The organism is Erythrobacter sp. 'gip.4 top 5' (assembly GCF_056495765.1).
Genome location: NZ_CP200270.1, coordinates 907,225 through 919,800, shown reverse-complemented (window position 1 = coordinate 919,800; position 12,576 = coordinate 907,225). Strand labels below are relative to the sequence as shown.

The 12,576-nt window shown below is 57.9% G+C and carries 11 protein-coding genes and 1 pseudogene; 4 read left to right on the top strand and 8 right to left on the bottom strand.

What is annotated here, in order from left to right:
• Positions 1 to 69 precede the first annotated feature (69 nt).
• On the bottom strand, positions 70 to 1,524 hold the full coding sequence (locus ACRANW_RS04415; protein ID WP_479433326.1) for an oligosaccharide flippase family protein: 1,455 nt from the start codon (positions 1,522 to 1,524) through the stop codon (positions 70 to 72).
• A gap of 306 nt (positions 1,525 to 1,830) precedes the next feature.
• Here ACRANW_RS04415 and ACRANW_RS04410 point away from each other — a divergent pair, with 306 nt between their 5' ends.
• A complete protein-coding gene (locus ACRANW_RS04410) occupies positions 1,831 to 2,628 on the top strand; it encodes a class I SAM-dependent methyltransferase (protein ID WP_479433325.1) in 798 nt (265 codons plus the stop codon).
• Positions 2,629 to 2,806: 178 nt separating this feature from the next.
• Positions 2,807 to 4,018: a rhamnosyltransferase WsaF family glycosyltransferase gene (locus ACRANW_RS04405; RefSeq protein WP_479433324.1), complete on the top strand. Its 1,212-nt coding sequence runs from the start codon at positions 2,807 to 2,809 to the stop codon at positions 4,016 to 4,018.
• A gap of 18 nt (positions 4,019 to 4,036) precedes the next feature.
• Here the strand turns inward: ACRANW_RS04405 and ACRANW_RS04400 are convergent, their stop codons facing one another.
• From ACRANW_RS04400 to ACRANW_RS04390, 3 genes and pseudogenes are all read right to left on the bottom strand, one after another.
• Complete coding sequence (locus ACRANW_RS04400; RefSeq protein ID WP_479433323.1) at positions 4,037 to 5,266, bottom strand: Coenzyme F420 hydrogenase/dehydrogenase, beta subunit C-terminal domain; 1,230 nt, start codon at positions 5,264 to 5,266, stop codon at positions 4,037 to 4,039.
• Complete coding sequence (locus ACRANW_RS04395) at positions 5,259 to 6,491, bottom strand: polysaccharide pyruvyl transferase family protein (protein ID WP_479433322.1); 1,233 nt, start codon at positions 6,489 to 6,491, stop codon at positions 5,259 to 5,261. The genes ACRANW_RS04400 and ACRANW_RS04395 overlap by 8 nt, the downstream gene beginning before the upstream one ends.
• A 49-nt stretch (positions 6,492 to 6,540) precedes the next feature.
• Positions 6,541 to 6,804, bottom strand: a pseudogene (locus ACRANW_RS04390) (DapH/DapD/GlmU-related protein); the annotation flags it as partial.
• Positions 6,805 to 7,112: 308 nt separating this feature from the next.
• Here ACRANW_RS04390 and ACRANW_RS04385 point away from each other — a divergent pair.
• The gene (locus tag ACRANW_RS04385; protein ID WP_479433321.1) at positions 7,113 to 7,868 is read left to right on the top strand and encodes an SGNH/GDSL hydrolase family protein; all 756 of its coding nucleotides are present in this window, start codon (positions 7,113 to 7,115) and stop codon (positions 7,866 to 7,868) included.
• 3 nt (positions 7,869 to 7,871) lie between these two features.
• Here the strand turns inward: ACRANW_RS04385 and rfbB are convergent, their stop codons facing one another.
• From rfbB to rfbA, 4 genes are read right to left on the bottom strand one after another with little or no spacing between them, the layout of a single operon-like run.
• Positions 7,872 to 8,924: a dTDP-glucose 4,6-dehydratase gene (gene rfbB, locus ACRANW_RS04380; RefSeq protein ID WP_479433320.1), complete on the bottom strand. Its 1,053-nt coding sequence runs from the start codon at positions 8,922 to 8,924 to the stop codon at positions 7,872 to 7,874.
• A complete protein-coding gene (gene rfbD / locus ACRANW_RS04375) occupies positions 8,917 to 9,774 on the bottom strand; it encodes a dTDP-4-dehydrorhamnose reductase (RefSeq protein WP_479433319.1) in 858 nt (285 codons plus the stop codon). Before rfbD ends, rfbB begins: the two co-directional genes overlap by 8 nt.
• Entirely contained in the window at positions 9,771 to 10,316 is a 546-nt protein-coding gene (gene rfbC, locus ACRANW_RS04370) for a dTDP-4-dehydrorhamnose 3,5-epimerase (protein WP_479433318.1), read from the bottom strand. The genes rfbD and rfbC overlap by 4 nt, the downstream gene beginning before the upstream one ends.
• Entirely contained in the window at positions 10,313 to 11,209 is an 897-nt protein-coding gene (rfbA, locus tag ACRANW_RS04365; RefSeq protein WP_479433317.1) for a glucose-1-phosphate thymidylyltransferase RfbA, read from the bottom strand. Before rfbA ends, rfbC begins: the two co-directional genes overlap by 4 nt.
• A 221-nt stretch (positions 11,210 to 11,430) precedes the next feature.
• Here rfbA and ACRANW_RS04360 point away from each other — a divergent pair, with 221 nt between their 5' ends.
• Positions 11,431 to 12,576: a nucleotidyltransferase family protein gene (locus ACRANW_RS04360; protein WP_479433316.1), complete on the top strand. Its 1,146-nt coding sequence runs from the start codon at positions 11,431 to 11,433 to the stop codon at positions 12,574 to 12,576.

Genomic DNA, 12,576 nt, shown 5'->3' with positions numbered 1-12,576 from the left:
TTCGCAATTGCCGCGCACAGTATCGATTGAAGGCAATAACGGGCTTCTATTTGGCTGAAACCGGTCGTTCTACGGGGTTCCTCGCAACAAGCCGAGACGACTCAGCAGCATTTGTTTGGGCTGCACCGGCATCTGAAACCAGGACAACACAAGAAGCGTGCTGCAGAGCAGGGTCGACATAGCCAAAGCAGGGATCCAGTCGATCATCCAGGGGGAAACCAGCAAAGCGACCAGAATGACCAGCGCCGGTCCGATCAGACGGCCCAGCAGGTCACGGTCAATAAACTCCGCCTTCCAGAACAGCACGGCGCAGTCCAGCGTGGTGCGCAACGTGAAGGCTAGCGCAATTCCGTAAAGCCCAAACGCAAATCCAAAGCCGAACAGCATTGCCAGATAGACTGGCAGCTCGGCCAAGTGCATGATGCCAGTGAAGCGCGAATTGCCGCTGGCTTGTATTAGTGTAAATGGTACGTATGCTAAGGAATTGGTCCAGAAACCAATAATAATAATCTGGCCGATTAGGATTGATCTGACATCAAGTTGATCGCCCAACCATAGCGCAAGCAATGGCCCGGCAAGACAGATCAGCCCCACGACGATAAAAGCGTATATCTGGCCAATCAGCACAACTGAGACTTTACCCAGCGCAAGAGATTGATCGCGGCTTTGGGATGCGAGGCGAGGGAAAAGTACCTGAGCCACCGAGCCCGGCAGCATGGCGGTGCGCGATGCAATCTGGAACGGCACGGAATAGGCTACGACTGCCGCCGCTCCGACGGCCGCTCCGATCACCAGACGATCTGAAACGACCATCAAGGGGCTGACAACCGCTGTGACCATGATCCAAGAGCCATAGTTAAAGAGTCCACGCAATTGCGCCCGTGTTGCAATCAATGCGTTTCCATGAAGGAAGGTTCGCCACATGCTGACAGCAATGATCATGAGCGCTGCGAAGCGGCCGATCAAGGATGCGCCGAGAAGCCAACTGAAATCGGTCGAAAAGAACGCGGCGACGACGAGTGGCAGAACCTGGGATAAGAGATTTCCGATGACCGTCGCGAACGAGACGGTGCCGAACCGCTCCAGTGCGACAACCGCACCGGAAGTCACGCCAGTAAAAATTATGACCGGCACGCACAGCGCGAAAAGCCACGATGCCTCAAGCACCTCCATCTTGAGCGCCGCATCCGCTTCAAAATAAGACCCGAAGAATGTTCTGGCTGCTACAAATACTAGCAGTGCACCCACAGCCGCAATACCCGCGCCTCCGACAAGCGCAGACCAGACGATGCCGGCACGTTCTGCCGGCGTCGCCCCTTTGTTGGATGACAGACGCTGCGTAATCGCACGCCCGAGACCGAAGTCGACGTGCCCGAAATATCCGAGTAGCACGAAGCCGATCAGAAGGGCACCATACCGTTCTGGCCCGATGAGTGAGATGTAAAACGGGACCGTCATTATGCTGGTCGCGACACCAATGAGAGTTGGCATCAGATTGAGCAAAGAGTTTCTGAAAAGTTTCAATTTTTTAGCCTTGGGGACAAATAATAATCGTCCGGAGTGATGTCGCGATGGGCTTTGGAAAAGCGTGTTTGGGAGGCCAGAATACGCAGGGCTAAATCAGATTTTTCGGCTACAGGGAAGTAGAACGTTGTGATAGCTCCGACCGACTGGTCACAAAAGAACACGTCGAATTTGGTGCCGAGCTCGCCGCATTTTTTGCACAGATTGGCAAACGAGCATTGCTTTTTTCGATTTCGGAAGCCTAGCCCGCTGGGACCTCGGTAAATACAAACAAAGCACCAAAATTTTTATATTCGTTGGAGTTCGATGATGGAAGCTACCAAGAGAAACAAAGATTCTGCGGTTGCGCTCATTAAGCAGCTAAAAAGAAAATATATTGGTTACGGTGGTTCTATCTCTGAATTTGAGCATAAGGGAACTAGCCCCATGGTCGGACAAGATCACGGCCTGTTCGAGAACCTTTTTTGGAGTCAAGCAGAGCGTCCAATCATCAAGTGGCATCATTACTTTTCTATTTACGACCGCTATTTTAGCTCTTGGCGAGGAAGGCCGGTCAGGTTCCTTGAGATCGGTGTGGCTAAAGGTGGCTCACTCGATATTTGGCGTAAGTTTTTCGGCGAAGAAGCCACCATTTTCGGAATCGACATCAATCCCTCTTGCGCCGAATTCAACGGGAAATCCGGCCAAGTGAGGATCGGATCGCAGGCCGATCAGGATTTTCTGCGTTCCGTCGTAGCCGAGATGGGAGGCGTCGACCTGATCCTTGATGACGGGAGCCACAATTCTCACCATATTCGCACAACTTTCAAGACCTTGTTCCCTATAATGGCCGAGGGGGGCACTTACATGATCGAAGATCTTCATGCGGCCTACTGGTCGGATTTTGCGGGAGGTTATCGCAAAAGTTCGAGCTTCATCGAAGATATCAAGGTGATGATAGACGACATGCATCATTGGTATCATTTTCACGGCGTGAAGATCGGTGAAGTAGAAAATCTTGTTGCTGGTATGCATCTTTATGATTCGGTGGCCGTGTTTGACCGGGGTGAGGTGCGCAAGCCCGCCTATTCATGGTCTAGCAGCAAGGCAGTGTCAGGCGCATGAAAGCTTCAACCAATCGGCAGTCCGAAAGAAACATGAAGTTAAAGTTAGCGATTGCTGCTCAGGATCAAAATGCGTGCAGACAATCAAAGCCGTTAAACAGGCTGTGCCGCGCCGGGGGTAGTGTCTAATGGCGATGAGCGCATTTCTCAGGCAAGCCACCCCACGCCCCGTCAAGAACATGGTCCGCCAGTTCCGGCAGGCCATTACGCCGCCTGAAACCGATGAGCGCGTGTTGTTCGATTATCAGGTCGAGGCCGAACACAATGCCACGCCTCGCATCACGCTTGCGATTCAGTTTCTGACCAGAGGAGCGGATTTCGGCGGGGCGGCGACAGGTATTGATATCTTTTCGCGCCTCGCTCTGGCGCTGAGGGAGAATGCTTCTGCGGATTTTCGGATCATTATTACGGATGCGGGGCCGGATTCCGATCCCGGAATCCTCTCCAAATGGGGGGCCAAGGCGGGCCTCACCATTCATCCCGATCAGGTTGAGATGGTCAGCGGCACGCAGAACCCTATCAAGGTCCGGCCGAACGAGGTATTCATTACCCAGATCTGGTGGAATATGCGCAACTTCGCCCGGGTCAGGGATATCCAGTCAGAACTGTTTGGAGTTACGCCGCGCCCGCTCATCAGGCTGGCGCAGGATTACGAGCCTGGATGGTGGGCGTTTTCTTCGGCACATATGCTGGCACGCAGCGCTTACGACGATTCCGGACCGCTCTGGGGCATCGTCAACAGCGGCAATCTTGCCAACTATATCGACTTCATGGGCCACAATTTCGATCAGCGCTACGTCTTTGAACCCGTTATCGTTGAAGCGCTTCGACCCTATCTCGATCAGGTAAGCACAAGCCAGCGGCAGAAACGGATTTTGGTTTATGGCCGGCCCGGCGTGGCGCGCAACTGCTTTGGCGCGCTTGTGCGAGGCCTGAAGAGGTGGGCGCTTGATTACCCCCAATTCAAGGACTGGGAAGTGCTGTCAGCAGGCGAGCCGCACGATCCGATAGCACTCGGCGATGGGCGCAATCTGACATCGATCGGCAAGCTGTCGCTAGACAGTTACGCCCAGACGTTGCTTGGCAGTTCAATCGGTGTGAGCTTGATGGCGTCCCCGCACCCCAGCTATCCGCCGCTTGAGATGGCACACTTCGGTCTGCAGACGATTACCAACACCTATACATGCAAGGATCTGTCGGACTTCCACCCCAACATTGTGTCCCTTCCGTCAATTGCCGATGATGCTCTGGCACGGGCGATTGCGCAGGCGTGCGAGCGCTGGCCGAGCGCGGCATCAGCGGTAACGAACCAGACCTATGTCCGGACCGATACCTATCCGTTTCTCCCAGCACTTTCAGCGGATCTGGCCGTGGCTCTAACGGCTGCGTGACGCGATCACCGCGACCGTTTAGTCCAACTGTTTCTTACCTAAAAGGCGCCGAAGGGTGCCACCGAAGCTCTTGATAGTGCCCTTTAGGCCCAAGGCGCGGGCATTGCGGGCCAGCGCGAGACCGATGAAGCGTGGGCGGCGCTTACCTGTAAGCGCCATTGCTGCGAGGCGCGGCAATACCAATCCTTTGCGCCGCGCCTGGAAGGGTTGCATCTGGCCGAGCGCCTTGAGCGTCAGGGGCTCAGTGGCGATCGCACCGCTTTCTATCGCAAGGCCAAGAATAGCCTCGCCGCGTTGCGTCCGCGTCAGGATGATGCTGCGCCCCTCCCGCTCATCGAACAAAGGATTGCCATCATCGTCACAATACCAGCCGTCAGCGCAGATGATGTCGGCAAATTCACCGATACCGTCGGGGCAGATCTTGCAGCGGAACTGAAGGTGGCGGTTGAGAATGCGACCCCAACTGGTGTCGTAATCCATGCTGAAGGCAGTGCCATCCTCCAGCCGGGCGGTGGCAAAACCCGGCCAGCCATCACCGCGATACCGGAACGCGGTGACCTTGCTTTCGTCTTTCACCCCCATGTCCTTGAGCAATGCTGACGTCCCCCGATAGCTGGGAACGCCTGCACACATAAAGGCGATCATCACGGGCACCTTGTCATTCACTCGCGGATCGTAGCGCGCCAGCTGGCGCAGTCCCGCCACATCACAGGGCTTGCCGACAAACGCAAAACGGCCCGGCGCATCGAGCCGTGCGCCAATGTCCTGAAGCGGCGATGACGGCGCATAGCGCGACCCGGCAGCATGGAACACGTCGTCCCGTCCGGTACTGATGGCCAGCGCATTGCGCACAGGCGAGTCAGGTGACACCGCAGTCTGCACAACATAATCAACCGTTTTGCTCGCCAGCAGATGGATGAGCAAGGCTGACAGCCCGCCACCCGATGACGCGTTCCGGCGCAGATCGGCGTCAGTGCTCCACCCCAGACGTGCCGCGACCAAAGGGCCCCAGATTGGGTGATATTCCCCCTCAGGACTTTCCTGCTGGTGGCGGATATTCGCGCCAGGGCACGTTGCGTCGATTAGCGCGGCGAGCTCGCGATCTACTGGACCCACTACCTCAGGCCGACGATAACCTGCCGCAGATTCGCGCATCACAATCGGCGGCTGTTCGCCTTTTGGCAGGCCAGCACACATGCCGCAGCCGGAGCACAGCCCGTTGCGGGTAATGGTCGCAATATCATACATGACGATTGGGGAGCTCCGACATCATTTCATCGAGCGCGCTGACATAGTTCGCCAGGCGCTTTTGTGCCTCGGTATTGGCGGCAATCGCCTGCGCGCGCAGCCCAGGCAAGTCGGACAGCGCCGCATCGAACCGGGCCAGCACCGCTGCGTTATCCTCGGCCGTCAGATCGGCGTTCCAGTGGTATCCCAATGAATCGAACAGTCCGCTGAACTTGCGGCTGTAGCCGAGCGGCACGACAGCTGTGCCGGATGATATGGCGGCAATCGTCGCATGCATCCGGCTTCCGGCGAACAGATCCAGCCCTGCGATATAACTTTTGGCCTGCGATGGCCCGGAAAAGCGCGGCGGCAGAATTGCATCGGGAAACCGCTGTTGGAGTTCCTCGGCGAGCGCGTAGTCATCTTCGTAAGGCGTCGCAGCGGCGAGCACGTGGGGCACCAGATGCAGCTCGGCACGCGGTTCACGAGCGATGCGTTCGAGCAGCGCGTCAATCAGCGCAGGGTAATCCACTGTCAGCTTGATCCGGTCGCCGGTCGCAAGATCACGGCGGTAAAGCAGCGCCGAGACATTGAGGCCGACCTTGATCGGCCCCTTGGCCAGATCGCGCCCGTCCTTATCTGGCGCAGGCGTGAACGGTAGGGCAAAAGCCACATCTGTGGTCAGTTCCGACCGGTGAGCCATCCCGAGATCGCCGAGCACCTTGAACGAGGCCTCGTCCCGCGCAAACACCCGGGCCGCGATATTCATCACGCCGACGGCAGCGTGACGCGCACGGCCCGTGTGGAACGGGCCAATGGTCTGCGGGCTGAGGATCAGGGGGCCCCTGCTTCGCTGGGCTGCCACCTTGGATCCGATGATCAGCCAGAACCGATGCGCCGCGTAGATATCTGAAAAGCTGTCCCCGCCGCCGATATCGAACACGATATCGCAAGCCGCCAACGTGCGATGCAGGCTGGAAAGCGGATTGATCAAAGCCTTGTAGCCGATGTTTTCGAAATGGTTTTCAAACGCGATTTCATGGCCATAGTCGAAAGCCCCGCGCACCCCCATGAGGTGAAATACGGGCCGCCGACCAGTTTTAATCGCAGCGGCCGCAATCAGGTTGGCATTGGCCACACTGAGCGCGCCTACGCCGAGGTTTTCCGATCGGCACGAATGCCACAGCAGGCCCACATGCAGTGGGGGCGCTTCAGGCCGACTATCCAGGTAGGCAGAGGCAGACATTGACGGATCCTTTGCCCCTTTTAGGGCTTGAGAGAGGGGTGGAGGGCCTTTAGCGCGCCATGCGGTCAGGCAGATCTGCTGTCGTAGGATCGGTTTGGCGAATGCGCCTTTCAGTTTCATCAGCGTCGACAAAGCGTCCATAGGCGCCGACTTCGATATCGCTGCGGATGATCTTGGCCGGGTTGCCGGCTACGATCGAGCGCGGCGGCACGTCCTTGGTTACGACGCTACCGGCGCCGATCACACAATTATCTCCGATGGTGATGCCGGGCAGAATGATGCTTTCCCCACCGACAAAGCAATTCCGGCCGATGCGGGTGTGCATATACATCCCGCGCGTACGATCATGGGACAGGATACGGGCATTGAACGCAACATAGGAGTATGCACCGAGGTGGACGCCTTTGGGGAAGGTCATGTCCGGTTTGGCGCTCAGAGACATTTCGACTGTGGGATGAATGTCCATTTTCATCACGCTTCTGAAAAAACGCAGTCGCGTCCCGGTCAGGAGCTTTCTAAAGGCACTCAGTCGGGCAAGGCTCACTGCTTTTCTCCTACTATTGCATTGCGCGACCGCCGGCCGGCTTGACCCAATTAGCCCATGGGCGCAATCCCCAAGGCGTGCCTCATCAGACCAGTCCCCTAACCCGCGCAAAAGCGATTGCGCTGGCCGCTGCGGCGCTGACCATCGGGCTGAGCGCCATGCTGTGGCATGAGCTCCCGCAGTGGCGGTTGGGCGGGTCACGGAGCAGTGCACCATCATCGGTCGCTCATGATCTGGGGAAACCCACCTGCCCGGGTGATGGGGCTGTCATTGCCATCATCGGTGATAGTCATGTGGCGGGCAGCCGGATCGGTAGCAGCGGCAGACCGTTCGGTACGGTGCTCGAAAAGCAGCTTGGGCGCAGTATCAAGGTTGCAAATTACGGCGTCGGCGGCGCGACGGCGATCAGCGGCGAAGAACGCTGGCGCGGACATAATTTGCCCGAGGCCAGCATCGTGATTCTCGCCTTTGGCACCAATGATTCCGCACCGCGCGGCTGGCTGCGCGACAGGGTGCCTATAGCTTTGGCAGATTTCAAAGCATCGCTCGCGCGGCAGATCGCGGACTGGAAGGCGGATGAGCGGGATGTCATGCTGCTGGCTCCGCCGCCTGGTGGCAGCGCAGCGATTGCTGCGCGGATCATGCCATACCGGAAGGCAACGCAAGAGGTGGGACGCACGCGCGGCGTAACGGTTTTCGACCCTGCTGATGCCTTTGCATCGTGTCCGGATGCCCAGCCTGTCCTCGCCAGTGACGCGCTGCACATGAACGCTGATGGGCACCAGTGCCTCGGGACATGGCTCTCGCATAAGTTGTGTCCCCCGCCTGGTTGAAGGTCAGCGTGCAATCAGCGGCCGCCACCAGCCTTCATTGTCGAGATACCAGCGTAGTGTCTGGTGCAGGCCTTCCTCGAATCCGTGGTGCGGCGCGTAAGCTAATTCGGCGCGGGCCTTGGTCTCGTCTATGGCGTAGCGGCGGTCATGGCCGGCCCGGTCGGTAACGAAGGTCTTGAGGCTTGCCGTGGGTTCGCCCCTCGCGGCAGGCGCATCGGGGTAGCGCGCGGCCAATCCACCAACCTCGGCAAAGGCGCGGTCAACCTCGCGACAGATCGCAGCGATCACTTCAATATTCGGCAATTCGGCCCCGCCGCCAATATTGTAAGTCTCGCCCGGACGGCCATTGGCGAGGCAGGCCTCGATCCCGCGGCAGTGATCTTCGACATGCAGCCAGTCACGCACGTTCATCCCATCACCGTAGATCGGCAAGTTGCGGCCATGCAGCGCGTTCAGCAGAAACAGCGGGATCAGCTTTTCGGGATATTGATAAGGCCCGTAATTGTTTGAGCAATTGCTCGTCGTGACCTCAAGCCCGAAGGTATGGTGATAGGCGCGCACAAGGTGATCGGAGGCCGCCTTGGATGCCGAATATGGCGAATTGGGCGCGTAGGGCGTAACTTCTGAAAAGGCAGGATCCTGCGGCCCGAGCGATCCAAACACCTCGTCAGTCGAGATATGGTGAAAGCGATGCGGCATCCCGCTGCCCCCCAGCCACACCGCGCGTGCGGCCTTCAGCAAGCTGTTGGTTCCCAGAATATTGGTGTCGATGAAGGCGTCCGGCCCGGTGATCGACCTGTCGACGTGGCTTTCGGCAGCAAAGTGCACCAGCGTATCAATGGCGTGGTCGCGCAGCAACTGTTCGACCAGTGCAGTATCACGGATGTCGCCCACGATGAGTTCGACATTGGGCGCGCTTTCGATCGTTGCGCGATTGCCGGCATACGTCAGTGCATCAAGTACCATCACCCGGTCTTCAGGGTGATGCGCGTTCCAATAATGCACGAAGTTACCGCCGATAAATCCAGCGCCGCCGGTCACAAGCAGATTAGCCACGCGTTGCTTCCTCTTTAAGCATCAAGCGCAGGTTTTCGCGCCAGTGAACCGACGTATCGCCAAGAAATGCGCGGGTTGCCCTGCAATCAAGCAGCGAGAACGCCGGGCGCCGCGCGGGCGTGGGATATTCGGCAGTGGTGATGGGGCGGATCGTGGGGATGCGTGCAAGGAGACCCACAGCATGGGCTTCCTCGGCGATGGCGACCGCGAATTCATGCCAACTGGCGACACCATCGTCACTGTGATGAAAAGTTCCGCTGGCTCCTTTTTCCACCAGCGCCCAGATAGTGCGGGCAAGCCCGGAAGCCCATGTCGGCGCTCCGATTTGGTCCACGACAACACCCAGCTGGTCGCGCTCGTTCATCAGCCGGATCATCGTCCGCACAAAGTTTGCGCCGCCCGCTTCGTAAACCCAGGCCGTGCGCACGAGCAGGTCTTGATCACGCAGATGATCCTCGCCCTCGGCCTTGGTTCGGCCATAGGCAGAGACCGGATTGCGCGCGTCTGACGGGACATAGGCAGCGCTAGCTTCCCCGTCGAACACGAAATCTGTCGAAACGTGCACCACTTTGCCACCGGATGAGGCCATCGCGTCCACTATTGTAGCGACCGCGTCGGCATTGATCGCGCGGGCGAGGTCTTCCTCGCTCTCGGCCCGGTCAACAGCGGTGTACGCCGCCGCATTGATGATCACATCCGGAGCTTCGACAATCAACCGCGCGGTCAGCATCGAGGCGTCGGTGAGATCACAATCATCGACATCAATCGCGCTGATCTCGGCCCAATCGGGCACAAGCCGCTGTAATGCTCCGCCCAACTGGCCGTTTGCCCCAGTGATCAGCACCCTCATGCGAACACCGGCACATCAGCCAGGGCCAGCCCGGATGCGTCCTTCTCAGAAATGATCGGATCTTGCCCTGTGAAGGGCCATTCGATTCCGACTGCTGGGTCATCCCAAGCAAGGGAAAACTCGCTTTGCGGCGCATACGGCGCGGTGCATTTGTAAAGAAAATCAGTGTTGTCCGCGAGCGTGAGAAAGCCGTGGGCAAACCCTTCGGGAACCCAGAACATGCGCTTGTTTTCGGCAGTCAGTTCCACGCCCACCCATTTTCCAAAAGTCGGCGAAGAGCCACGCAAATCGACCGCGATATCAAACACCGCACCGCTTGTGACGCGTACCAGCTTTCCCTGCTGGCCAGGATTCTGGAAATGCATGCCTCGCAGAACACCCTTTTGCGAGCGGCTGTGATTGTCCTGAACGAAGGTCAGGTCCAGCCCCGCCCCAGCAAAACAATCAGCATTCCACGTCTCCATAAAGAACCCTCGCGCGTCGCCGAAGACGCGCGGCTCGATGATCAACACACCGGGAAGTGCAGTTTCAATGATATTCACGGCATTACCGGCTGATCGAGTAGCTTGAGAAGATATTCGCCATAACCCGACTTGCGCAGCGGTTCGGCAATTTCACGCAAGCGGTCGGCTGTGATAAAGCCTTGACGCAAAGCGATTTCCTCAGGGCAGCAGATTTTCAGACCCTGCCGCTCCTCAGTGATGCGGACATAAGTTGCCGCATCCAGCAATGACGCGTGTGTCCCAGTGTCGAGCCAAGCAAAGCCGCGCCCCATAATCTCAACCGACATGGCGCCTTCATCCAGATAGAGGCGGTTCAAATCTGTAATCTCAAGCTCGCCACGCGGCGAAGGCTTTAAGTCACGGGCACGATCAACCACCGTCTCGTCGTAAAAATATAGTCCCGTTACGGCATAGTCCGATTTGGGTGCCTGGGGCTTTTCTTCAATCGACACAGCTGTGCCGGTGCCATCGAATTCCACCACACCAAAGGCTTGCGGATCACTGACGCGGTAAGCGAAAACCGTGGCCCCGGTGCTGCGCGCATTAGCGCTCCGGAGCAGATCGGGAAGACCATGACCGTAGAAGATGTTGTCACCCAGGATAAGCGCGCTTGGAGCCCCGTTCACAAAGTCAGCGGCGATCTGAAATGCTTGCGCCAGCCCCTCCGGTTTAGGCTGAACCGCATAGGTCAAGGACACTCCAAAATCAGATCCATCACCGAGCACGCGCCGGAATTGCGCTGCGTCATCGGGCGTGGTGATAATGAGAATTTCACGTATCCCCGCCAGCATCAGCGTACTAAGCGGATAGTAGATCATCGGCTTGTCAAAAATCGGCATGAGCTGTTTGGAAACGCCCCGCGTGAGCGGATATAATCTCGTACCCGAGCCCCCGGCAAGAATGATACCACGTCTCGTCGGTTTGCTTGTCATGCCGGTTATTTATCTGCCCGATTTTGAGAACAATGCACCCTATTTGCCGCATTGCAGCATGGCACCATTAGGTCAATCGCTAAATCGCTTGCATGGGTTGCAGTGCCCATACATTGCCGTATCATTAAAGCTCCGCTGGCAGCTCAGCGACGTGCAAGCACCATGCGGCGCCTTGCGTTGAACAAACGAAGTGAGCAAGCAATGCGCCAGATTGCGCAACAATGAAAAGTTCGGCAATCGACGACTACCTTGCGGATCTGGCTGTCAGAATTCTGCGAGCCGACCCAATTCCGCCCTGGCCAGCGGTATTGATGGACAATTTGGCTGATGCGTCGCAACGCGTCGGATTTCATGGCATCGCTCTCCTGATTGCCCAAACGCCAAGAGCGCTTGAAACGTGGCCCAAAGCCCTTGCGCGGGCTGTACGCGAACAAGCGGGCGTCCAGATGTTTTGGGAAAGCAGCCACCGTGCCGCCGTCGCGCCATTGGTCGAGGCTCTTGCTGCGGCCGGAATCAATGCGATTATCACGAAAGGCACTGCGCTTGCCTATTCGGCGTATCGCGAACCCGCTCTGCGGCGGCGCGGCGATACCGACATCCTTTTGCCCGGCGCTTCGCCCAAACTGGTCCGCAAGGTGCTGCGCGCCTGCAACTTCCAACTCTCAGGCGATGTCAAAGCCTTACAGGAAAGCTGGCGTTTCAGCTCAAATGTCGGTTTCGAGCATTGCGTGGATATCCACTGGCGGATCAATGGAAGCTCCGCCGTCTCGCAAATTTTGGAGCAAGGTCTGCGATTTGATGAGACAATCGCACTAACGCGCTTCTCACCGCAAGCACGCGCAGTTGGCCCGATCGACAACTTGATCTTGACCGCTGTCAACCGCAGCGCGCACGGCCAGTTCGGTTATGCCGTCGGACCGGCCCGCCTATTCGAAAGTGATCGGCTAATCTGGGCGATCGACGCGCACTTGCTGACCAGCGCATTCACGGCAGCGGACTGGAAAGCCCTTGCTGTCCGTGTCGCGCAAACAGGGACGGCCGCCGAAGTGCACAGCTGCCTATCATTTTCGGAGCGTGTATTTGGTTTTGACGTTCCGCAAAATATTAAGGCGTCTATGGCGCAGGCGCCCACTGATCAGGGCATTGCAGCCTATTTCGGCACAGGATCACATGTCTCGCGATTGCGGCGCGACTTGGCGGCCTGCCACAGTTTCAGCGAACGGGCCCGAGTGCTGCGATACGTGATGCTGCCGAGCGATGAGTTTATGCAAACTCGCTTTCCGGTAGTCCACGAATGGCCAAAACCGGCGCTGCATCTGCGCCGCTGGATGGAAGGTGCGGGCAAGCTTTTGGGCGGGCGCCACTGA